Below are 23,478 nucleotides of genomic sequence, written 5' to 3'. Positions count from 1 at the left end.
AAAAGGCGCCGGGCAGATGAAAAAAGTGATCAATCTCAACCGCAGGGAAAAACTGGCGGTAACAGCAGGTGCCGGATTTGTGGCTGTTTTCCTGATTTTTGAGCTCCTGGTGCATCCGGTTTTTGAAAAACGCGGCCAACTGCGTGAGCGGCTGGCTTCCAGGCAGGCCGCGCTTGTGGAAATGGTTGAAATGTACCGGCAGCACCAGGTGATGCAGGCAAATGCAAAACGCACGCAAAACCGGTATGCCCTCAGACCGGCGGAGTTTACCCTGTTTTCGTTCATGGACCGGGTTGCCGGAGAAACCGGTGTGAAACAATACATCACCTATATGAAGCCCAGCAGCTCAACTGATGAGACCTCCGGCACAACCATTTCCTATGTTGAACTCAAGCTTCAGGATATTTCCCTTAAGGATTTGACCTCCTACCTGTTTGAGGTGGAGACATCTGAAAACATGGTCCGGGTCAACCGGTTGTCGATTTCCAAAACCGGGGAGACCGAAGGGCGGCTTTCCGTGGTCATGCAGGCCGAGGCAGTGGATGCATAGCAGCCCCCAAGCCAAGTGGACGCATTATTTATGACGAAAAAATCAAAAAAACGGCTTGCCTGGATATGTTATATTAGCATGCTGGCAGCAGTGTTTCTCTATCTGTTATTCCCGGCCAATGCAGTGAAAAAATACCTGGAACACCAGGTCCGGAAGGCTTCGGACAAGGCGGTGTCGCTTGAAATTACAGCGGTAAAGCCGGGTTTTCCCCCGTGTCTGGTCATAAATGAGGCAACCCTGGTTTACCGGCAGATGGATGCCCTGGAAACCGGCCGCACGATTCTGTCTCCGGCGTATCGGAAACTGCCGGGCATTTTTGACACCCTTGATTTTGAAATCAGCCTGGGTGATGGGCGGGCCCTGGGATGGGTGGCCATGGAAGATGCCCGCGGCACGGACAATTCCTTTCATATCCGGTTTGAAAATGCAGATCTGGAAAGCATTGTTTTGATCCGAAATATGAGCGGACATACGGTTTCCGGCAGCCTGGACGGAACCATTGAGTTTGACGGCAGTTTCCCCGGGCAATCCGGCAGCGGCACCATTGAGCTGGCAGCCCGCCAGTGCACGGTTGCCTTGCAGGAAGCAGTCTTTGGCATAAAACAATTAACGTTTGAATCCATTGAGGCGGACCTGGAAATCGAGGATCAACAGGTGAACATCCGGCAGCTTCGCCTTGACGGAAGCCAGGTTTCCGCCGAGGGCACCGGCCGTATTCTCATTCGCCGGCCGTTTGAAAACAGCCGGATTCAGATTTCCGCCAGGCTTCGGCCGCATCCGGCCCTGGCCAGGGCCATGGAGGGGCTGCTGCCGGAAAGATCCACAAGCGGCGGGGATATATCGCTTCGCATTGCCGGATCCCTGAAACAGCCATCCTGGCAAATCCGGTAATTTCAGGGCCAGGGCAACAATGTGCGGATATTTAAGCGGTTTATAAGAATATGATAAAAACCATCCTGAAAATCATTCGTGTGCTGCTTGCGGCAGCAGCGGTTTTTGTGTGCGTAGACCTGTTTTACGCCATGGCTTTAGCCAAATTTGACCTTGCGGCAAACGGTCATTTGCGCACTGAAATCCTTGATCGTGAGATCCGGACGGACACCACAGCCAGCCAGATGCCCCGGCAGCCGGCTTATGCTTATTATGCAGCCATTGCTGAAAAAGATTTGTTCCACACCGGACAGGCAGAAACCTCGCCGGATGCCCGGGCGGCGGCGGAACTGGAAAATCTGGAAAAAACCCGGCTCAACCTCCGGCTCTGGGGCACCATCACAGGCACGGATGAAAAAGCCTATGCGGTCATTGAGGAAAAATCCGGCAATAAACAGGCTCTCTACCAGGAGGGCGACACCATTGATCAGGCGAGGATCAGGATGATTCTGCGCAAAAGGGTTGTTTTGACGGTAAACGGCAAGGATGAAATCCTGGAGATGGAGGAACTGGCTGATCAGGCCGGCCGCCTGTCTGACCGACAAGACGAACCGGCGCCTGAGGCAGCAGAGCTTTCTGTTTCAGAAGAACCCATGTCCATATCCAGTCAGCAAATGAATGAAGCCATGCAGGATGTCAACACCCTTATGCGCCAAGTGCGCGTAAGGCCCTATTTTAAAGACGGCCGGCCCGGCGGCCTGATGCTCAGCGGCATCCGGAGCGAATCGATTTTTTCTGAAATGGGGCTGGAAAGCGGCGACATCATCAAAAGCATCAATGGCCGCCAGATCCGGTCTGTTGAGGATGCCATGACTTTTTACGAAAACATGCAATCCTCCGGTGAAGTAGAGCTGGAAATTGAACGCAGCGGCAGCAGCCAGATTCTTTCCTTTCAGATCGATTAACCCGTGGCCGAAAACGAGGAAGCGCTCATGATCAGGTTTCAGCGACAATCCGGCAAGGCGGCAGACATAGACGTTTTTTACAGGGCAGCCATTGTTGCGTTGACAATCTGCTTTGGATTGTTTGTGTCTGCGGCTTTTTGCCCGGTTTATGGACAAAACAGCCAGGCGCAGCAGCAAGCAAACCCCAACACCACCCAAAGCCCGCAACAGGAGGGGCGTTCGGTATCCATTGATTTCAATGATGTGGATATCAGCGTGTTTATCAAGTTTATCAGCGAACTCACGGGCCGCAATTTCATTGTTGACCAGCGGGTCAAGGGAAAAATTACCGTGATTTCCCCGACCCAGATATCGGTTCAGGAGGCCTACAGGGTCTTTGAGTCTGTGCTGGATGTTCACGGATATACCACGGTGGACGCCGGGGAGATCACCAAGATCATCCCGGCGCCCTATGCCCGGACCATGAGCATTGAAACCAAGCTGAAAAGGGAGGGCGGCAGCGGCGAGGACAAAATCGTCACCCAGCTGATTCCACTGGAATATGCCAGTCCCGATGAGATCAAGCAGCTGTTTGCACCCCTGATTTCCAAAAGCAGCGTCATTATCTCCTATGCGCCCACCAACATGCTCATTGTCACGGATGTCTATTCCAATATCAAGCGGCTGATGCGCATCATTGACGCCATTGACGTGCCCGGCACCGGCCGTGAAATTCTCATGCTTCCCATTGAACATTCCAATGCCGAAGACATTGTCTCAATCATCAATTCCGTTTTCGGCAAATCCCAGTCAGATCGCCGGGGGGACCGGCAAGCCATCACCGCCGTGGCTGACAAACGGACCAACCTCCTGATTGTCCAGGCCAGCGAGCCCAACATCGAACGGATACGGCAGCTGGTAAATTCCCTTGACAAAGAAATGCCCAGGGGAAAAGAAAAAATCAATGTTTATTACCTGGAAAACGCCAAGGCTGAGGATCTTGTGGGGGTATTGCAGGAGCTTCCCGCAAGTCAGGAACAGCAGGAGGGAAAAAAGCAGGCGCCCATTGTATCCGAAGCGGTGCAGGTGACTGCGGACCAGGCAACCAACAGCCTTATCATACGAGCGGAAAAAGATGATTACGACGTTTTGAAATCCGTGATCGAAAAGCTCGATGTGCCAAGGGCCATGGTTTATATCGAGTGCCTGATCATGGAGGTGAGCAAGGACAAGTCTTTTCGTCTAGGCGCGGAATGGATGGCCGGCGGAGAGGGCAGTTACAAGGACCGGGAGGGGGTTTATGGCGGGGGTTTTTCCGGCGGCGCCATGGGCGGTGATCCGGGATACAATTTTGCCTTTCCCGACTCCGATAGCGGGGCTCCGCTTCCGCCCGGTTTTTCCCTGGGCATTCTCGGTGAAAACATCGAGGTGGGCGGCATCACCTTTCCCACCATCCGCGCCTTGATCCAGGCTTACCAGAAGGACCGGGACGTGCAGATCCTGTCCACGCCACAGATCCTTACCACGGACAATGCAACCGCCAAAATCCGGGTGGGCAGAAACATTCCCTATTTGACCCGGACTGCCAGCGGGGAGACCGAATTCAGCAATTATGAATATCAGGACGTGGGCATTTTGCTTGAAATCACTCCGCAGATCAACAAGGACCGCAAAATACGCCTGGAACTGCTCCAAGAAGTGACCAAGCTTGAAAGCGCCGATGATTTCCGCCCCACAACCCTGAAACGAACCATTGATACGGTGGTTGAGGTCAATGACACCAATACGGTGGTCATCGGCGGCCTTATCGACGAAAGCCTGTCAAAAACCGAGTACCGGGTGCCGTGCCTGGGCGGAGTGCCGCTGATCGGGTGGCTGTTCAAATCGCTTTCCGATTCCTCCGAGCAGACCAACCTGTTTGTGTTTCTCACCCCCAGAGTCATGGCCGCGCCCGAAGAAGCCGCTGAATTTTACAAGGATAACAAGAAAAAGTTTCAAACCGTTCCCGAGGAAACCATCAAGCTTTATGGACCGCCGCAAAATAAAAACGCGCGCTCTGCCAACGGACTTCCGGAGGCAAAACCCGAAACCGAAACAGGCCCGGAACCCGATCAGCCGGAGACTGACCCGACCGAGGGGAGGCAATACACGGTGAAGAAAAACGATACCTTGTATTCCATTGCCCGCAGACACAACATCGCGCTTGAGACGCTGCTGGAAATAAACGGCTTGACAGAGGATTCCGTTATCCGGCCCGGAGATCAGCTGACAGTGTCTCCAACAGGCCCGGAACCCGATCAGCCGGAGACTGACCCGACCGAGGGGAGGCAATACACGGTGAAGAAAAACGATACCTTGTATTCCATTGCCCGCAGACACAACATCGCGCTTGACATGCTGCTGGAAATAAACGACTTGACAGAGGATTCCGTTATCCGGCCCGGAGATCAGCTGACAGTGTCTCCCTGAAGCCGGCATCAAAAAAAGACAGCCGTCAATGAAACAGCATTTAACCGACATATTGACCCGCGATTTTGGCGTGGATGAAAACGATATCACTGAGGCCGGAAGGCTGGCAAGGCAGCAGAATATCCCCTTGTCCGAGGTGATTCTGAAAAAGAAGATCCTTTCGGAACATCAGCTGCTCCAGGCCTTTTCCCGGGTTTATGACCTGCCGTTTTGGACCCATTTGCCGCCGGAGGATTTTGAGACCGAATTTGCTCGCAGGGTGCCCATCGGGTTTCTGAAAAAATACGCCATGGTGCCCATCTGCCGGACATGTGCCGCTGATCCGGAAAAAGCCGCCAGCGGTGAGGCAGAAACCACGCGCCCGGTGATTGCGATCAATGACCCGTCGGCCTTCCAGCCCCTGGATGATCTGGTGCGGCTTCTGGAAATCGATGAATTCGATGTGGTGCTCGCGCCCCGGGATGCCATTTACTCGCTGATCAACATGGCCTTTGACAGCAGCCGGGACACGGCAGAGCAGCTTGTGGCCGACATGGAGGACAACACCGGCAACATTATCAGCGAAATTGAGGAAACCGCCGATCTTCTCGATGATACCAGTGATGCGCCTATCATTAAGCTGGTCAACCACGTGATTTCCCAGTCCGTAAAAATCGGTGCCAGTGATATTCACATCGAGCCGGAGCAGTACAGCTTAAAGATCCGCTACCGGGTCGACGGCATTCTCTATGATCTTCTCACTCCCCCAAAGTGGATGCAGGCGTCGCTGGCATCGCGCATCAAGGTCATGGCCAGGATGAATATCGCAGAAAAGCGCCTGCCCCAGGATGGCCGCTTTGAGGTCAAAATCGGTGATCAAAACATTGACATCCGGGTTTCCACCATTCCGATCCAGTACGGGGAGCGGGTGGTAATGCGACTGCTCAACAAGTCCGGCTCCTTGTTTCAGCTCCCAGAGCTGGGCCTGTCGCAGACAAAACTCGATACGATCCGCCGGCTGATCCACTATTCCCACGGCATCATCCTGGTAACCGGCCCCACGGGCAGCGGCAAAACCACCACCCTGTATGCCGTACTCTCCAGCCTCAATTCCCCGGATATCAATATCATCACCATCGAGGACCCGGTGGAATACCAGCTCAAGGGGGTCAATCAGATCCAGGTCAACCCGAGAATCGAGCTCACCTTTGCAAGGGGTCTTCGCTCCATTGTCCGCCAGGACCCGGACGTGATTCTCATCGGGGAGATGCGCGATCTGGAAACCGCCGAAATCGGTGTACAATCGGCTTTGACCGGCCATCTGGTGTTTTCCACCCTGCACACGAACGACTCGGCAAGTGCGATTACCCGCCTGGTGGATCTGGGAATAGAACCCTTTCTGATTTCCTCCTCGGTAATCGCAGTGATCGCCCAGCGGCTGGTGCGCCTGCTCTGCAATGAATGCAAACAAGCCTATACACCGGATGCCGCCACCCTGAAACGGCTTGGTCTTGACCCGCAGGAGGCCGAAAAATCGGTGATCTATAAGGCCGTGGGCTGCAGCAGTTGTTTTCAGAGCGGATACCGCGGGCGCCTGGGAATCTATGAGATCCTGGAATTGAGCCCGGAGCTGCAGAACCTGGTGCTGAAAACCTATGATTCCCACAGGATCAAGATGGAAGCTGTGCAGGCCGGAATGACAACCCTTTATCAGGACGGCATTGACAAGATACTGAAAGGACAGACCACAATTGAGGAGGTGCTGCGGGTAACCCAGAGCTGATCCCGGTTTTGTTGACACTGTTTACTATAAGGACTATGGATATGAATTTGCAACCAAAGCGGCCGCAATCGGGTTTACTATTTTTTCCGGCGTTGAGTGTGTTGGTGCTTTTATGTTTAATACTGGCCCTGCCGGCATCTACCCGGGAGCTGACTGTGACCCCCGGGGCGGCATACGCCTTTGCGCAAAAGCTTTATGATCAACAGGACTTTCAGGCCGCAGCCACGGAATTTGACCGGTTTGTTCATTTTTTTGAAAAGGACAAACGGGCACCGGCTGCTGCGTTTTACGCGGGCATGGCCCGGTTTTCCATGCAGCGCTACCAGCGGGCCATTGATGCCTTTGACCGGTTGATTCGATCCTATCCCGGCTCCGAACAGGCCCTTGAAGCCAGGTTCATGATCAGCCGGTGCTATCAGAAGCAAAATGACGTTGACCGTTCAGCAATGATGCTCCAACAGATCATCCGGCAGAAGCCCGATCCGAAAGTCCGCGACCGGGCCCGCAGTCAGATGGCCTGGATTCTGCTGGAAGCCGGTGATATTTCCCGGGCAAGGTCGTCGTTTTTGGCCATTAGTGAAAAAAATCAAGATCGCTATAATGTTGAGGCCATTGTTTCATCCCTGGATGATCCGGATGAAATGAAACATAAAAGCCCGTTGACAGCCGGTCTGCTGTCTGCGGTGCCCGGCGGGGGGTATCTGTATACCGGCCGGATCCGGGAAGCCGGGGTGGCTTTTTTTCTTACCTCGGCCCTGGCAGTGGCTTCATGGCAGTGTTTTGACGAGGATTTGCCCGCCCTGGGCGCCCTGACCGGCCTTGCCGGCCTGGGGTTTTACAGCGGCAGCATTGCCGGCGGAGTGACAAGCGCCCATAAATACAATTACCGGCAAAGCGAAAAATTTATCCGCCGGCTCAAGGACAGCCACGGACCTGCGGTTTCCCTGCAGCTCCGGCCCCGGGGTGCAATGCTGGCGATTCACGGCTCATTTTAACCATAAGGAGGATGGATGGCTTCAGACAGCAATGGGCAGGAATCTCAACAGGCTTTTGTCAACATGCACAATCGGTATCCGGGATAGGGCCCATGCACGGCCGGGTGCTGAACCCAATTATCCGATCATCTGGTTCATTTCAAAAATGGGCAGGATGATGGATAATACAATAAAGCCCACCACCAGGGCCATCACCAGGATAATGGCGGGCTCTAGCATGGAAGTCAGGCCGGAAACCGTGGTTTCCACCTCGTTTTCATAAATATCGGCCATCTTGGCCAGCATGGCTTCCAGTTCCCCGGAATTTTCGCCCACCTGGATCATCTGAACAGCCAGGTGGGGGAAAAACCGCGAGGATTCCAGGGATTTACCCAGGCCTGCGCCTTTTTCCACTTCGGCTGCAGCGGCTTGCACGGCCTCGGCAATCACCCGGTTGCCCACGATGTTTTTCACAATGTCTAAGGCCGCCATCAGGGGAACCCCGTTTTCCAGAAGCGAGCCAAGGGTGCGGGAAAAACGCGCCACAGCCAGCTTGGTTTTCAGATTGCCGGCCAGGGGGATTTGCAGGACGGCCTTATCCAGCCGGTAGGCTCCTTGTTGGGTACGCCCGAAATGCCGCAGTCCCGCCAAAAAAATCACCATCGCCCCCAGAAGCATCCACCAGCTGGCTTTTAAAAATTCACTGACCGCAATCAAGGCCCGGGTCGGGGCGGGCAGGGACTGGTCCATGTCCGTGAAAATGGCAGTAATGCTGGGCACGATATAGGTCAGCAGAAACATCAGGATCAGGATCCCGACAATCAACATCAGAACAGGGTAGGCCATTGCCGACCGGACCCGGTTGGAAAGGGCCTGCTGGCGTTCGGTGATGTCGGCCAGCCGGTTTAACACCAGTTCCAGGGTGCCTGAGGACTCACCGGAGCGGACCATATTGATATAAATGGGGGAAAACGTTTCAGGATATTCAGACAGGGCCTCGGCAAAGCCGGATCCCTCTTCTATGGCGTCTTTAATTTGAGACAGCATCCGCTTTAAAACCCTGGAACGGGTTTGGGGGATCAGTGTGTAAATGGCCGATACCAGGGGAAAACCGGCCTGCAAAAGGGTGGCCAGCTGCCGGGTCATGATGGCCAGCTCCCCGGGCCGGACCCGGGAGGCAAAAACAGGCAGCAATTTTTCCAGAAAACCGGTTTGGCGGGATTGGCTGTCATGAACCTCCCGGATGGAGACCGGATAGATGCTGGCGGCCCGCAGCTTCTGCCTGGCCGCGGACACGCTTTCAGCATCAATGATGTCAGTGACGCTTTTGCCTTTGGCATTTAAGGCGCTGTATTCAAAAATGGGCATGGCTGTTTTCACTAATGATCCGTGTCATGGCAGAAGTTTGCCTGTAGCGTCTAATTTACCAGCAAACCGCTGGGTTTTCAATTTTTTACTGAAGATTTAAACCGTCTACACATTGGCGGTTGACAAAACCGGGTAACGGCTTATAAATAAATACGATTATCTTTTCAGATCCGCTACGTTCAAAGGAGAATGCATATGTTAAAGGTTGCTTTTATCGGATGGCGGGGCATGGTGGGCTCTGTGCTCATGGACCGCATGCGGGCGGAAAATGGATTTGAGGGCTTTGAACCGCTTTTTGCCTCCACCTCCCAGGCGGGCCAGGCCGGCCCGGATATCGGAAAACCGGTCCCGCCCCTGGCAGACGCGCACGACACCGACCTGCTGGCCGGTATGGACATTATTGTCACCTCTCAGGGCAGCGGTTATACCCAGAAGGTTTACCCGGAACTGCGAAGCAAGGGCTGGAACGGCTACTGGATTGATGCGGCATCCGCTCTTCGCATGGCGGATGACAGCATTATCGTGCTTGACCCGGTCAACAGAAAAATCATTGGCCAGGCCCTGGCCAACGGGGTGAAAAACTTTATCGGCGGAAACTGCACGGTCAGCCTCATGCTCATGGCCGCAGGCGCCCTGTTTGAAAACAACCTGGTGGAATGGATGTCTTCCATGACCTACCAGGCGGCCTCCGGGTCAGGGGCCAAAAACATGCGGGAACTGGTTTCCCAGATGAAAATCATCGGCCAAAGCGCCGAGGACCTGATGGCCGATCCGGCCTCAGCCATCCTGGATATAGACCGGCGGGTGCTTGACGCCATGTCCGGGCAGGATTTTCCTGTTGAACACTTCGGAGTCCCCCTTGCCGGCAGCCTGATTCCCTGGATTGACAGTCCCATGGAATCCGGCCAGACCAAGGAGGAATGGAAGGGCTTTGCCGAGACCAACAAGATTCTGCAGACCGATTCCCCGATTCCCATAGACGGCATCTGCGTTCGCATCGGCGCCATGCGCAGCCACAGCCAGGCCATTGCCGTAAAGCTCACCCGGGATGTGCCTGTTGATGAAATCACCGGCATGATCGGCGCTGCCAATGATTGGGTGGAAACCGTGCCCAACACCAAGCAAGACACCCTTGCGCGGCTGACGCCTGCTGCCGTGTCCGGCACCCTGACCGTGCCGGTGGGCCGCATCCGGAAAATGAACATGGGCCCCGAGTACCTGAGCTTTTTCACCGCGGGCGATCAGCTCCTTTGGGGGGCTGCCGAACCCATCCGCCGCATGCTCAACATCGCACTGGAATACCTGGGCTGATAAAACCCGACCGGGCCCGGTTCCGGCCGGGCCCGGAAAAATCCTGTTATGCCTGTATCATCCGAAGCGCTGCCTGCAAGGCCAGTAGATATCCGTGGTGGCCGAACCCGCAGATCTGCCCTGTGGCCACGTCCGTGATCATGGATCTGTGCCTGAAGGGCTCGCGCTTGTATATATTGGACAAATGAATTTCAATGACCGGGATTTCCAGCATGGCAATGGCATCCCGAATGGCCACGCTGGTGTGCGTGTAGCCTGCCGGGTTGATGATCAGGGCGTCAAACGCGCCCCGGGCCTGCTGGATGGCGTCCACGATCTGGCCCTCGTGATTGGACTGAAGGGTTTGCAGGCCTGTGCTGTTCGCTTGGGCAGCCTGGACCAGGGCGGCATCAATATCGGCAAGGCTTTGTGTGCCGTAGGTTTCCGGCTCCCGGGTGCCGAGCATGTTTAAATTGGGGCCGTGTATCACCAGGATCTGTTTGGTTTCCATCTGGCCTGATTCCTTTTGTTTCTGGTTTTTCAGTCTTCTCTGATCTCTTGAAACCGGGGCGCTGCAGCTTCTGCGGCAGCGGCTTTCATGCCGGAAATGGCTTGGCTGTAATCCGGGCTTTTAAAAATGGCAGAGCCGGCAACAAACACGTCTGTGCCGGCAGCTGCAATTTTTCCGATGGTCTGGGCATTGACCCCGCCGTCGACCTGGATCAGGGTGGAAAGCCCATGGCGGACAATGGTCTGTCTGAGCGCCAGGATTTTGTCCAGGGAAGCGTCAATAAAGGACTGGCCCCCAAACCCGGGATTTACGCTCATTAAAAGCACAAAATGAAGCCGGTCAAGAATCCAGTCCAGGCAGCTCAAAGGTGTGGCCGGATTGAGCACCACCCCGGGACGGCATCCGCTGATTTCGATTAACTCCACGGTGCGGTGCAGGTGCGGGCAGGTTTCAGCATGCACGGATATCAGGTCTGCGCCGGCTTTGGCAAACTCGCCGATAAATTCGTCCGGATTGTCAATCATCAAGTGCACATCCAGGGGCAGGGCGGTTGTTTTCCGGGCCGCTTCCACCACCATGGGGCCCAGGGTGATGTTTGGAACAAAGTGGCCATCCATGACATCCACGTGAATCCAGTCGGCACCGGCCTGCTCCACGGCCGTGATTTCCTGTCCGAGCCTGGCAAAATCAGCAGAAAGAATCGAGGGGGCAATAATCGGGTTCATCTGTCACTCTCCATGGGTTTTTGCCGCATTCCAATTTTGACGGCGCATCAGTAAAAAGCTTTTTACAGGCTTATCAGTTGTAAACCTGCGACTCAACAAGCTTGCCGTTTACATACAGAAAAACCGCAGCTTCTGTATGCTCCGGAACAATGGCCCAGATCACGGCGCCGGGATCCATCAGGCCTTCATGCAGTACCATATGGGCGCCAAACCCGCTCATCTCCAATCTCACCCGCTGTTTTAAAAAACCTGGTGCCAGCCGATGGGAAAAAAGCGGCTTTTTTTCATCCCGGCCGGCTTGCCGGCTTCCGGGCCGGCGGTTGATGATCAGGCGAACCGAAGCGCCGGTCTCAACCCGGTACCCGGGCGGCGGGGCCTGGCCCGTGACCGTGTTTTCCGGTTTTGACGGGTCATGAACGGATTTGAATTCTTCAAGGCTGATTTGATGGCTTTCAATGGAAAGCATGGCCTCATCCAGAAATTTGCCGCGCAGATCCGGCATCATGTATGCCTTCGGCCGTGGACCGACGCTAACCAGCAGGTTCACCGGACTGCTGCGCCGCACGCCGTCTTCCGGGGCAGGATGCTGAGCCATAATCCGGCGGCGCGGGGTATTTGCATCATGGACACGGGTCACCGTCCCGGCGGTCAGGCCTTTTTGCTCCAGGGTCATCCGGGCCTGCTCCAGTTCCTGGTTTTCGACATTTGGCACGGTCACGGTGGAAGGCCCCCTGGAGATCACCAGGGACACCTCGCGGTTGACCTTGATGCTCCGGCCCGGGGCGGGCTTCTGGGTGATTACGTGATGTTCGGGCACTTCTGTGCTGTATTCCTTTGCCCCCACCCGGGTGTTTAATTCCAGGGCGGAAAGGGTTTCCAACGCAGCAACCGCGTTTTTGCCGGTCAGATCCGGCACCAGAACCGTATCTTCGCTTTGGATGAAAAAAGAGAGGGTGAAATAGGTGCTCAAACCGACCACTGCGCAAAAGACAAAGATCAATACCAGGTATTTGAAAATCGATCGGATCATGGGCAAACTCTTAGCCTTGCAATAAAAAATCCGTCTGTTTCATGTCGATGCGGTAGCAGGGTGAGACACCCGCGGTCATCTGCCAAATCCGCCAATCCAGGAAAAAGCAAACCCATGTCCTGAAGTTCAAACCCGGCTGTTTTTTCCAGAAATGCGGAAACCACCCCGTGAGTTTCTTCCGGCTCCATGCTGCAGACCGCGTATATCATCACTCCGCCTGAAAGCTTCAGCAGGGCGGCGGCATGGCTCAGAAGCTGAAGCTGTTTTCGGGCATGGCCCTGAAAATCCGCCTGCCGGGCCGTCCACTTTATATCCGGATTCCTGCGGATTACCCCGAGCCCGGAACAAGGGGCGTCAACCAGGATCCGATCAAATGTTCCCAGTTTCTCCGGATCCAGGGGCTGCCGGAGATCATGCCGGCATGTTTCCACATTATCGGCTCCCAGCCGCTTCATTTCCAGAGACAGTTCCCGGAGTTTTCCCATATCCGAATCCATGCCCAGAATCCGGCCGCGATTTTCCATTAACTGGGCAATGTGGCCGGTTTTCCCGCCAAGTCCGGCGCAAGCGTCCAGCACGTCCTGTCCCGGCCGGCAGTCCAGTACATGGGCTGCAAGTTGTGCAGCCTCATCCTGAACCTGAAAGTATCCTTCTGCAAAGCCGGGCAATTCACTGACCGGCACATGCGGACCCCAGAGACAAATGCCGTCTGGTGCATATTTTGTTTCACAAATTGTTTCCGCAGCATCTGCGCAAACCAGTTTTTCGGTCAAGGCTTCCCGACTGATCTGCAAGGTGTTGGCCCGCAGGGTCAGCGGCGGGATCTGGTTGCTATAACCGCACAACAGCCGGGTTTCATCCATGCCCAGCCGGTTGTTCCACCGGTGCACAATCCACTCGGGAAAAGATTGGCTTACAGCCAAAGCCGCCACCGGGTCGCGGGCCGGATCCGGATCTGAAAAACCGGTTTTCTGCCGGGCGGCATTTCGCAGCAGAGCGTTGACAAACCCGGCCAATTTCGGTGATCCGTATTTTTTGGCCAGGTTCACGGCCGTGTTGACCGCCGCTGACTCCGGGATCCGGGACATAAACAGCATCTGAAACAAACCGATGCGCAAAATATTGCGCATGTCCGGACGGATTTTGTTTGACGGCCGGTTTGCCAGCCCGGCAATCTGCCAGTCCAGCTTTGCCCGCCAGCGAAGCACCCCGTAAACAAGGGCAAAGGCAAGGGCCCGGTCCCGCCGGTCCATCCCCGGCGCAATTTTTTCAAACTCCTCGTCAATGAGCCGGTCCAGGGTGGTGCGCCTGGTTTCCAGTTCGTTTAAAATCCGGAAAGCAAGCTCCCGGGCATCGCCTGAAATCATTCCAGCACCGTTGCCGGCGATATCTCAGCGCCTTTTAAAAAGTCGCGGATATGCATGCGTTTGCCGGAGGCGACCTGCAGTTCTTCTATGGACAGGGCTTTTTTTCCGGTTGCCACGCGCAGTTCATTGGAAAACGAGGCCAGCACAGTGCCCGGGGGGCGCGGCTCGGCCATGGGGCATACCCGAGCGGCAAAAATGTTGATCCGTTTGCTGCCCCAGTAAGTATGCGCCCCGGGCCAGGGACACATGCCCCGGATGAAGCGCTCCAGAAACTCTGCAGACCGGCTCCAGTCAATGCGGCCATCGGATTTTTTCAGCATTGGTGCATAGGTGGCCCGGGCATGATCCTGTGCCACGGGCCGAATGGTACCTGCGGCAAAACCGGCCAGGGTCTTTGTGAGCACGTTGGCAGACAATTGCGCCAAACGGTCATGAAGGGTGCCTGCGGTATCTGAGGGGTGGATCACGGTTTTTTCCGTTTCCAGGATTTCGCCGGTATCCAGGCCCGCGTCCATGAGCATGCTGGTGACCCCGGTTTCGGACTCACCGTTTATAATCGCCCACTGAATAGGCGCCGGGCCCCGGTATGCAGGCAGCAGGGAGGCATGCAGATTAACTGCGCCCATGGGAGCGATCTCCATAACCCGCCTGGGCAGAATATGCCCGAATGCCACCACCACGAAAATGTCGGGTTTCAAATGCGCCATGACTTCATAAAAGGCCTGTGTTTTCACTGATTCCGGCTGAAAAACCGGCAGGCCGAGTTCTTTTGCAGCTTCTTTCACCGGGGGCGGCGACAGCTGCCGGCCTCTGCCTTTGGGCCGGTCCGGCTGAGTCACCACAAGGCTTACCTGATGGCCGGCATTGTAAAGGGCCTTTAAGGCGGGCACAGCAAAATCCGGGGTCCCCATGAATATGGTCGTAAATTTTGACATCAGACGGTTTTGAGTTCCTTGAGGCGTTTTCGTTTGTAGATCTGCCGCTTTAGGGCGCTGATGCGGTCAATGAATAAAATGCCGTTTAAATGGTCGATTTCATGCTGCAAAATGGTGGACAGAAAACCGCCGGCATCGATTTCCAGGGCGTTTCCGTGACGGTCCAGGCCCTGGACAACAACATGATCGAATCTGGGCACATCGCTTCGAAAATCTGGAACGCTAAGGCATCCCTCGTTTTCGGATATCACCTTGCCCCGGGCATCAATGATGCCAGGGTTGATCAGCACCTGAAAATTGCGGCTGCTGCTGTCGGCCTCAGGGTCGAATACGATAATGCTCTGGTCAATTCCCGCCTGGGTGGCGGCAAGGCCTACACCCGGAGCCTGGTACATGGTTTCGGCCATATCCTCGATGATCTGCTGAATCCTTTCATCAATTTCTTCCACCGGCTTGGCCGGATGCTTGAGAAAAGGGTCAGGGTAGGTCAGAATATCTAAAACAGACATCAGGAAAATCCTTATATCAATTGTTACGCCGGATCCGGCAGAAGTTGTCGGGCATCTTCGATATCCTTGCGGATCTGAGCCTTGAGTTCATCAAAACTGTTGAATTTCTTCTCCCCGCGGATCCGCTGGATGAAATCCACCCGGATTTTGGATCCGTACAGGTCGTTGTTGAAATCCAGCAAATGGACCTCCACGGTAAACAGGTGATCATCAAAGGTCGGGCTGTAGCCGATGTTGGCCACGCCTTTGAACCGGCCTTCGGGAGTTTGGACCATCACTGCATACACGCCTGTTTTGGGACAGAGTTCATCTGCGAGTTTAATATTGGCGGTGGGAATACCCAGCAGCGGGCCGCCCCGATTCCGGCCGGTGACCACCTCTCCTCGGATCTGATAATACCGGCCAAGAAGCGCTTTGGCATCCGTCACCCGGCCGGCCTCGATGATCTGCCGGACCTGGGTGCTGCTAATCCGCTCAGCGCCATCTGCCGAAACCGGCACCCAGTCGGGAACGATGACCTCAAATCCATACGCATCCGCATGTTGACGCAAAAACGCCACATTGCCTTTGCGGTTCTTTCCAAAAGTATAATCCTTTCCGATGACAAGGGCTTTCATGCCGATCTTGTCGATCAGGATATTTTTTAGAAATTCATGGGCCGTGACCGCGGCAAATGACTGGTCAAAGGGAACGCATAAAAACACATCCACGCCAAGGGCTTCGATGAGTTCAATTTTTTGCTCCAGCAAGGTGATCAGGGGCGGCGAGCCGTTATTGCCAAGCACCTTGACCGGATGGGGGTCAAAGGTCATAGCCACGGAGGTGCCGTTAATCTCCCGTGCCTTTTGCCGCACGCGCTGGAAAATGGCCTGATGGCCGAGGTGTACGCCGTCAAAATTGCCGATGGCCACAACTGCATTGGGAAAGGGACGTTGGATTTCATCCAGACTGTATAGGGTTTTCATATTGGTGCAGATCCCGTTGAAACCAGGTAAATTTATTCAACCGCAAAAAGAATCGTCTTGACAACAGGGTTTTTCCGGTATATATAAGAAAATTCATTTTTGATCAATGATTGTTTTTTCGGCTTTGCATGACCTGATTTTGCAGAGCGGCAGGCTTACACAATCATGGATGTGCCGAAGTGGCGGAATTGGTAGACGCGCTAGGTTCAGGGTCTAGTTGGAGCATTCCAGTGGGAGTTCGAGTCTCCCCTTCGGCACCATTAAACAATCAAAGGCTGCAATCCCAACAGATTGCAGCCTTTTTTTATGTTCAAAACCTCAAGCGGATAATAAGACGAATATAGGGTGGGAAGGATAAAAAAAAGGGCCCGGCCGATTCCGGCCAAACCCTTGATTTTATTGGCGCGCCCGGCAGGATTCGAACCTGCGACCTACGGATTCGTAGTCAAATTTTTCATCTTTCACTTTTCATCATTTTTCCATATAAAAACCTTGACTTTTCGGGCCTTTCCGCTTATCCTGCTTTCACTTAATTTCATTTAAGAAAACCTTGTTTCATTGATTTTTTGGTGTTCTTTTGGTGTTCCAATTTTGGCTTGAGGCGTGCGGACACACCATCAAAAAATGGTCATTAGAAAATATTTTTTCTGCGGAACACCAAAAATATGAAAAAGAACACCAAACGAAGGGGCGGATCATGGCTCAATACGTCTGGCACAAAACAAATCACAAGGGTTTGCGCTACCGGGAGCACCCGACCAGGAAGCACGGCATTAAAAAAGACCGATTCTATCAGTACCGGATTATGATTGATGGCCGAAGGATTCAGGAGTCTTTTGGGTGGACCAGCGAGGGGTGGACAGAGGAAAAGTGCCTTGTGGAAATTGCCAAGCTGAAACAGGCCCGGCGCACCGGCGAAGGTGAAGCGACTTTGAAGGAGCGGCGGCAAAAGGCCGAAGCAAAGCGAGTTGAAAAGGAACGGCAAGCCCTGACATTCAATGATGTATGGGGAAAAAACTATTTGCCACAGGCGAAAGCCGACCGTGGAGACGATGCCCTTATCCGTGAAGAATCCATTTATACCCTGTGGATCAAGCCAGTGCTCGGGGACAAGCCCGTGGTTGAAATCGCACCCGTGCACCTGGAAAAGATAAAGTCAAATATGAAGAAAGGTGGAAAAGCCGCCAGAACCATTCAATATACGCTTGCCATAATCCGGCAGGTTTTCAACCATGCAAAACGAAACGACCTTTTCAATGGTGACAATCCCGTTAAAAAGGTCAAGATGCCTTCAGAGGACAACCGGCGCACCCGGTTTTTGTCCAGGGCAGAAGCCGATGCACTGCTTGAAAAAATCAAATTCATAAGCCCTGATGTATACGACATGTCACTTTTAAGCCTTCATACGGGCATGAGGGCCGGGGAAATATTTTCATTGACCTGGGGCGCCGTGGATCTTGCCAACGGCACCTTGACATTGAAGAACACCAAAAACGGACGGACACGGGCCGCGTATTTGACGAATCAGGCAAAGCAGATGCTTCAAGCCCGCCGACCGGCAAACCCGGGCCCGGATCAACTCGTTTTCCCGGATCGCAGTGGGCAGAAGATGAAACAGGTATCAAATACATTCAACCGGGCCATAGACAAACTGAAACTCAATGAGGGCGTGACAGATCCGCGTGATAAGGTTGTTTTCCATACCCTGCGGCATACGTTTGCCAGTTGGCTTGTAATGGCCGGCACGGACCTTTATGTGGTCAAGGAACTTTTGGGTCATTCTGATTTTAAAATGACGAGCCGTTACGCGCATCTGGGAGAGAATACACTTCAAGCCGCTGTAAACAATTTGGGGACTTCGTTCGATACGCAGAAAACAGAAGCGGCGGTAGTAAAAAACGGTGCGGAAGTTGTTGCATTGGCAACATCAGAATAATAGAAATTCGCGGCCATAGGGACTCGCACCCGAAAAGGCGTTTTCCTGGACGCCTTGGGCCGGGATTTTCAGCCAGGAAGTAATAACAGGAAATTGCAAAATATGGCTCAACGATGGATAAATGGTCGAGAAATATTAAAGCGTTGGGAAGCAGAACCATTTGAGCTATTGGAGGCAGACACCCCAATGAATTCTGAAGAATACTTTCCCGAATTAAACATCCACATTTTTAAGATGCAGGCAGAAAGATGGGTAAAGAAATTTTCTGAAGCGCCTATCAAACGCATCTTATTGTATAATTTTTCCTCAAAATATGAAGGGGCGATGATCGCACGTGACGGCCTGCCGCCCCTTCCAGTAATATACGCAGTTGTTTTTGAAATGGATGATTACGATAAAACAACGAAAATGAGCGCTGAGGACCATTTGCAGTATGACCTTATGGGGGTAAGAGGAGAAAGGCAGCAAGAATCTTATGAAAGACTATTGGCAGCAACAAAACCCAACAAGCGGATAGCGGATAACGAGCAATATTATGACTTGATGACCAAAGATTTTGCTAAAGTCTATAAGAATCCACCGAAGCCTGATTACCGGGAGGAATGGCAATTTTATTGCAAATTTAGAAATACCAAGTTGAGCGCAAACATCAGGATAGACGAACCCCACATTGTTTTATGGCAGCAAAACTGGGGAGAAAAGGTGCAAAAATGGGCGGATAGAGCGCGTAAAACAGAACATATTAATATTTTGCAATTGTGCCATATTCTCGCATATGATGACGGCTCCAGCGCTACGCTGCCTGCTTTGTGGCGGGAATACCAGATGGATGAACGGGGACCAAGCATACCCGAAACTGAAACTTTTGAAAATAGAGTTGGAGCTTGGTTCATGCTCATGCAGCGCTTGACCACTGGATTTGACGGGGTCCCTGACCAAGGAAAAGTGCCGTATCTCAAAACATACAAAGAAGACCGAGATAAAGGTATTTATGTAGAAGCTCCAAAGAATGAAGGGACCCATGTTAATCTCCAGACACTTAATGATTATTTTACTAAAACTCTTTTTGTGCCAACGCCCCTTCCACAAATTTTGTTTCCTGATTCTCCGAGGGAGTCCGGCGCTGCAGGCAATAAAGAAAAAGAATATTTGGCAATAAAGACGCCGCCCGGGACAAAGTGGAAAGATATTCGTATTTACTTGGTGCATCAAGGGTTAATAAAAATATTTTACCCCCAAGGCGAAATTACAACGACTAGAGATGGCTTGGGTTTGGGTGGTAAAAAAGTCAGATGGAAAGACTTTGAGGAGTTCGCAGCCAATAAAGGTTATTACGACTTCGGGACAGGTGTGAGCCGGAGAAAGCTGAAAGATAAAATATACATGTTGAATAGGCGCCTTCGAGGTATTTTTCCTGACGTGAAAGGGAAGCCCATTGTCTATCATAAACCCGAGCTCCATGAATTCCATAATACATATACTGAAGAAAAATATCAATCCGAATTGATTATAACCAAGGCCGACCCTGAACATATGGAAACCTTTTCAGACGAGGAGGAAATAGCTCAGGAATTTTGTGGTTATGAAAACTCAGGGAAGATGTGGTAACCGCAACCATGTATAGATGGGGTTAATAAGCGCCGGTGTTGATATCATGCCTCCCTATCCTTCCTGATAATCAACATTCGAGTTTTTGGGAGACTTAAATAGCAAGCTCACCAGATTGAAAGCTACATCCACTCCAACAATTTAAAAAAAATGCAGCATGTAATCGGCCCGGTCAAATTGACCAGGCCGTTTTTTTTATTTTGTATTCAATAAAAGTCACTCATAGCAAGCATTTCCGCTTTTCCGCTTGGTCGAAAAACATCTCCGGTCAAAAAACTGGTCAATTTGACCCTTGAGTATAGAGGGTATCAACTTTCTATCACTTAACGGGAGGAAATGACATGACTCAAAACAAACGCGCATGGGAAGAAGTATCCAGGTCTTGGCCGGAAATCATCTTACTCAAAGATATCAACCAGCTTGAGGGGTTTCCATATTCAAGAGGGTATTTTCGCAACCTATGCACCGGGCACCAAGCGGATGCTTTTTTGCGGGAAAACCTTTTTCGGGTGGGCAAGTTTCCGGCGATGAGAAAGCAACCGCTTGCGGCGTGGCTTGAAAAGCGAACTCGAATGTAAGGGAGGGCCGGGCTATGCGACCAAACAAAACACCCGGCAACGGCAGCGGGATGGCGGCCGAAACCGGGCGGGTAAATAATGAAGCTACCTTATTAAATAATGAAAACTCCGGCGAAAGTCAAGTTAATTTCGAATTTTATGAAGAACCGCCCGGCAACTGTGCGGACGCAGCCCCGTGGTGGTATAATTTCGGCCTCAGAATTGTTCCCATCAATCCAAAAACAAAGCAAACCGCAGTCAAGTGGCAGACGTGGCTTGATAATCTATGCCCTGCCAGCATAGTGGCTCATTGGAAGAAACATCCCGATCACGAACTGGGCGCTATAATAAATGATGAATTGTTCATCCTCGATGCCGACAGCACCGAAGCACAAGAGGCGTTGTTCAGGATTGAAAAAGAACACGATGTTCACCCTGCATTGGTCATAAAAACAAGCAAAGGGCCCCACCATTATTTTCGCAGAGCAGCCGGCACGTATGCACACATGGCCAGTTTTTCCACAGGAAAAGAACCTGAAAAAATTGACATACGAACGGGGCGTACCAATATGGATGGCCGGTCCGTTATCGTGTTGCCGCCAAGCACCGGCAAAACTATTGAGTTAATCGAAGCTGCCACCGTTGCCGAATTATCCCAGGTTGACCAAGCGTTTATTGATGACATTTTCCGTCATAATGGCAAAGAGCCACCGCGACCCATTGAACCAAAGGTCCACAGCGATGTCGAACGCACAGTAAGCGAAGGGGAAACCGCCGAAATTTTAAGCTACATCTCACCCGATGTTGGCTACGACGATTGGTTCCGGGTGATGGCAGGGGTCCATGACAAATTCAACGGATTTGATGAAGGGTTGATTTTAATTGATCAATGGAGCAGCGGCGGAAAGGATTATCCAGGCACGGAACAGATCGAATACAAATGGCGAAGTTTTACGTCAGGCAAAGGGGTTTCATTCGGATCTGTCGCCAAAATGGCCGAGAAAAACGGCGCTGATCTCAAAGAAATTGCCAAGGGATATAATAAAGATGGTTCCAAGCGGAAGGGCTTCGACGAATTGCGTAACATGGCGGAAGCCCTGACCCCGAAGGACACAGCCACCGTGGAAGCCATCGTCAAGGATGCCGTCGCCCTGCCGCCTCTTCAAAAACGTTGCGTTTACAATGCCATCAAAAAGGTAACAGGCTTTCCGTTTTCAACATTGAAAGAGCAAGAGCGTGCCGGAGTGAATAGTGGGGATGGTCTCGACGACCTGGACTTGGCACGCGAAATGGTTTCATTGCTCGGCGCGGAAAACATTGTCTGCGCCCAGGCGTTTGTGTGGAGGTGGGGGGACAAAGGAGTTTGGAAGAAAAACGACGACCGGAGCGTGAAAAAATGGTGTCAGCGGTTCGTAGGTGACGGCAACAAGATTGATACCGTGGGGAAGTCAACGGTTGAAAGTATCGCGGACTTGTTTAAAACGGAAATCTATAAACCTCATCAGGTTTTTAACGTGGGGCCGCCCGAATGCGTGAACTGCACCAATGGGGAGTTGAGCTATAATCCCGAAGCGGAAAAGTGGGAATTGATGCCGCACACCCGCGAACACTTCCGAACAACACAGGTTCCCATCGAATATGATTCCGAAGCGACAGCCCCCAGGTTCGAGTTGTTCCTTGAGCAAATATTTTATAACGACCATGACGCGCTCGAAAAGATCCAAGCGGTTTTAGAGATGGTGGGGTACACGCTCATGGCGCACTGCCGGCACGAGCGCTTCATTATACTGGTGGGCGGTGGCGCAAACGGCAAGTCTGTTTTCTTGGCCGTCCTGGAAGCTCTTTGCGGGTCGGATAACACAGCAGGAGTACAGCCTTCCATGTTTGACCGGAGTTTTCAGCGGGCGCATCTGCACGGCAAGTTGGCCAATATCGTTACCGAGATCAAACAAGGTGAAGTTATAGACGATGCCAGTTTAAAGGGTATCGTATCGGGTGAGCCGACAACCGTCGAGCATAAGTTTAAAGACCCGTTCGTTATGCGGCCGTTTGCTACTTGCTGGTTCGGCACCAATCACTTGCCACACACGCGGGATTTTTCCGATGCCTTATTCCGGCGGGCGCTGGTTATTGAATTTAACCAAGTGTTTAAGCCGGAGGCAGGGAACTGCGATCCACAGTTGAAAGACAAACTCATGGAAGAATTGCCGGGAATTTTAAAGCTATCATTGGATGCGTATTCCGATGCCTTGAAATTCGGATTCACCATGCCGGAAAGTTGCCGGGCGGCGCGGGAAAAATGGCGGCTTGAAGCGGATCAGGTGGCTTCATTCGTTGACGAGTGTTGCAGCCGTGACGCGTCACAGGAAGTAACCGCATCCGAATTGTTTAAGGCGTATGAAGAATGGGCCGTCGAAAACGGCATTCAGCGTCGTCTGGGCATGAAAGCATTTCGTGACCGTTTGACACGGCTTGGTTTTGAAAATCGTCGGACCATGTATGCCCGGATGGTGACAGGGATATGGTTAAAAGCATGACGGGTATGACGGGTATGACGGGTTTCCCGACATTCCGCGAAGGAAATAAAATAAGTTTTTTAATATTGTTCACACAGGTGGGGGTAATCTCGCAAAACCCGTCATAAGCGTCATAAGTGTCATACAAATGGGAGATATTGCAGGAATGATAATTATAATCGACACCCGGGAACAAGCCCCATACGAATTCACCGACTACGATGTCGCTGTCGTCCGGTCCACACTGCCGTGTGGCGACTATTCGATCCCTGGCGCTGAGCACCTGGTCTCTATCGAGCGCAAGATGCTTGACGACCTGATCAGCTGCTTGATGGGTAAGAACAGGGATCGTTTCGAGCGGGAGCTTGGCAGGCTCCGTTCATACCATGTCGCAGCGGTTGTAGTGGAGGCGGGTTGGCAGGATATTTCTCGCGGACGATATACAAGCAATATGAAGCCCCAGTCGGCGTTGCAATCGGTTATCGCCATGCAGGTAAGGGGACAAGGTTTCGTTTATTTTTTTTGGCGAAATAAGCGGTTTCGGCTGTTTGCCTGGCTTTGGCCGAGTGCGGATTGCCAGGTTCAAATAGAG

The 23,478-nt window shown here is 52.7% G+C and carries 20 protein-coding genes and 1 tRNA gene; 13 read left to right on the top strand and 8 right to left on the bottom strand.

Annotated elements, in window-relative coordinates:
* The first annotated feature begins 16 nt into the window (after positions 1 to 16).
* From R6U41_RS07690 to R6U41_RS07665, 6 genes are all read left to right on the top strand, one after another.
* Entirely contained in the window at positions 17 to 550 is a 534-nt protein-coding gene (locus R6U41_RS07690; protein WP_410269251.1) for a hypothetical protein, read from the top strand.
* A 30-nt stretch (positions 551 to 580) separates the two neighbouring features.
* Positions 581 to 1,441, top strand: coding sequence for a type II secretion system protein GspN (gene gspN / locus R6U41_RS07685; RefSeq protein ID WP_410269250.1), 861 nt, complete (start codon positions 581 to 583; stop codon positions 1,439 to 1,441).
* Between the two features lie 50 nt (positions 1,442 to 1,491).
* Complete coding sequence (gspC, locus tag R6U41_RS07680; protein WP_410269249.1) at positions 1,492 to 2,385, top strand: type II secretion system protein GspC; 894 nt, start codon at positions 1,492 to 1,494, stop codon at positions 2,383 to 2,385.
* A 27-nt stretch (positions 2,386 to 2,412) separates the two neighbouring features.
* Positions 2,413 to 4,833 carry a type II secretion system secretin GspD gene (gene gspD / locus R6U41_RS07675; protein ID WP_410269248.1) on the top strand — a complete coding sequence of 807 codons (2,421 nt, stop codon included), beginning with the start codon at positions 2,413 to 2,415 and terminating at the stop codon, positions 4,831 to 4,833.
* A 28-nt stretch (positions 4,834 to 4,861) separates the two neighbouring features.
* Complete coding sequence (gene gspE / locus R6U41_RS07670; protein ID WP_410269247.1) at positions 4,862 to 6,595, top strand: type II secretion system ATPase GspE; 1,734 nt, start codon at positions 4,862 to 4,864, stop codon at positions 6,593 to 6,595.
* A 104-nt stretch (positions 6,596 to 6,699) separates the two neighbouring features.
* Complete coding sequence (locus R6U41_RS07665; protein WP_410269260.1) at positions 6,700 to 7,590, top strand: tetratricopeptide repeat protein; 891 nt, start codon at positions 6,700 to 6,702, stop codon at positions 7,588 to 7,590.
* 117 nt (positions 7,591 to 7,707) lie between these two features.
* Here the strand turns inward: R6U41_RS07665 and gspF are convergent, their stop codons facing one another.
* Entirely contained in the window at positions 7,708 to 8,949 is a 1,242-nt protein-coding gene (gene gspF, locus R6U41_RS07660; RefSeq protein ID WP_410269246.1) for a type II secretion system inner membrane protein GspF, read from the bottom strand.
* Between the two features lie 183 nt (positions 8,950 to 9,132).
* On the opposite strand from gspF, the gene asd reads away from it, so the two are divergent.
* Complete coding sequence (gene asd / locus R6U41_RS07655) at positions 9,133 to 10,248, top strand: aspartate-semialdehyde dehydrogenase (RefSeq protein WP_410269245.1); 1,116 nt, start codon at positions 9,133 to 9,135, stop codon at positions 10,246 to 10,248.
* 46 nt (positions 10,249 to 10,294) lie between these two features.
* On the opposite strand, the gene aroQ is transcribed toward asd, so the two are convergent.
* The 7 genes from aroQ to R6U41_RS07620 all read right to left on the bottom strand — a co-directional run bounded on the left by aroQ (position 10,295) and on the right by R6U41_RS07620 (position 16,269).
* Positions 10,295 to 10,738 carry a type II 3-dehydroquinate dehydratase gene (aroQ, locus tag R6U41_RS07650; RefSeq protein WP_410269244.1) on the bottom strand — a complete coding sequence of 148 codons (444 nt, stop codon included), beginning with the start codon at positions 10,736 to 10,738 and terminating at the stop codon, positions 10,295 to 10,297.
* A gap of 29 nt (positions 10,739 to 10,767) precedes the next feature.
* A complete protein-coding gene (gene rpe / locus R6U41_RS07645) occupies positions 10,768 to 11,463 on the bottom strand; it encodes a ribulose-phosphate 3-epimerase (protein WP_410269243.1) in 696 nt (231 codons plus the stop codon).
* 73 nt (positions 11,464 to 11,536) lie between these two features.
* Positions 11,537 to 12,493 carry a PASTA domain-containing protein gene (locus R6U41_RS07640; RefSeq protein ID WP_410269242.1) on the bottom strand — a complete coding sequence of 319 codons (957 nt, stop codon included), beginning with the start codon at positions 12,491 to 12,493 and terminating at the stop codon, positions 11,537 to 11,539.
* The gene (gene rsmB / locus R6U41_RS07635) at positions 12,490 to 13,860 is read right to left on the bottom strand and encodes a 16S rRNA (cytosine(967)-C(5))-methyltransferase RsmB (protein WP_410269241.1); all 1,371 of its coding nucleotides are present in this window, start codon (positions 13,858 to 13,860) and stop codon (positions 12,490 to 12,492) included. Before rsmB ends, R6U41_RS07640 begins: the two co-directional genes overlap by 4 nt.
* Positions 13,857 to 14,795, bottom strand: coding sequence for a methionyl-tRNA formyltransferase (gene fmt, locus R6U41_RS07630; protein WP_410269240.1), 939 nt, complete (start codon positions 14,793 to 14,795; stop codon positions 13,857 to 13,859). Before fmt ends, rsmB begins: the two co-directional genes overlap by 4 nt.
* Positions 14,795 to 15,304: a peptide deformylase gene (gene def, locus R6U41_RS07625; RefSeq protein WP_410269239.1), complete on the bottom strand. Its 510-nt coding sequence runs from the start codon at positions 15,302 to 15,304 to the stop codon at positions 14,795 to 14,797. The genes fmt and def overlap by 1 nt, the downstream gene beginning before the upstream one ends.
* A 23-nt stretch (positions 15,305 to 15,327) precedes the next feature.
* Positions 15,328 to 16,269 carry a bifunctional riboflavin kinase/FAD synthetase gene (locus R6U41_RS07620; RefSeq protein WP_410269238.1) on the bottom strand — a complete coding sequence of 314 codons (942 nt, stop codon included), beginning with the start codon at positions 16,267 to 16,269 and terminating at the stop codon, positions 15,328 to 15,330.
* Between the two features lie 173 nt (positions 16,270 to 16,442).
* Between R6U41_RS07620 and R6U41_RS07615 the strand changes: the two genes are divergently transcribed.
* The 6 genes from R6U41_RS07615 to R6U41_RS07590 form a co-directional block, all read left to right on the top strand.
* Positions 16,443 to 16,529 (top strand) — tRNA-Leu (locus R6U41_RS07615).
* Between the two features lie 320 nt (positions 16,530 to 16,849).
* Positions 16,850 to 18,205, top strand: a complete 1,356-nt coding sequence (locus R6U41_RS07610; RefSeq protein WP_410269237.1) for a tyrosine-type recombinase/integrase — start codon at positions 16,850 to 16,852, stop codon at positions 18,203 to 18,205.
* A gap of 102 nt (positions 18,206 to 18,307) precedes the next feature.
* A complete protein-coding gene (locus R6U41_RS07605; RefSeq protein WP_410269236.1) occupies positions 18,308 to 19,813 on the top strand; it encodes a hypothetical protein in 1,506 nt (501 codons plus the stop codon).
* A gap of 341 nt (positions 19,814 to 20,154) precedes the next feature.
* Positions 20,155 to 20,391 (top strand): hypothetical protein, encoded by a 237-nt coding sequence (locus R6U41_RS07600; protein WP_410269235.1) that lies wholly within the window; start codon positions 20,155 to 20,157, stop codon positions 20,389 to 20,391.
* Between the two features lie 14 nt (positions 20,392 to 20,405).
* Complete coding sequence (locus R6U41_RS07595; protein WP_410269234.1) at positions 20,406 to 22,907, top strand: phage/plasmid primase, P4 family; 2,502 nt, start codon at positions 20,406 to 20,408, stop codon at positions 22,905 to 22,907.
* A 127-nt stretch (positions 22,908 to 23,034) separates the two neighbouring features.
* The coding region (locus R6U41_RS07590; protein ID WP_410269233.1) for an ERCC4 domain-containing protein at positions 23,035 to 23,478 on the top strand (444 nt) is incomplete at its 3' end.

This window comes from Desulfosalsimonas sp., assembly GCF_046483245.1.
Classification (GTDB): domain Bacteria; phylum Desulfobacterota; class Desulfobacteria; order Desulfobacterales; family Desulfosalsimonadaceae; genus Desulfosalsimonas.
The sequence above is the reverse complement of the archived record's forward strand: the minus strand, read 5'-3'. Positions and strand labels throughout refer to the sequence as shown.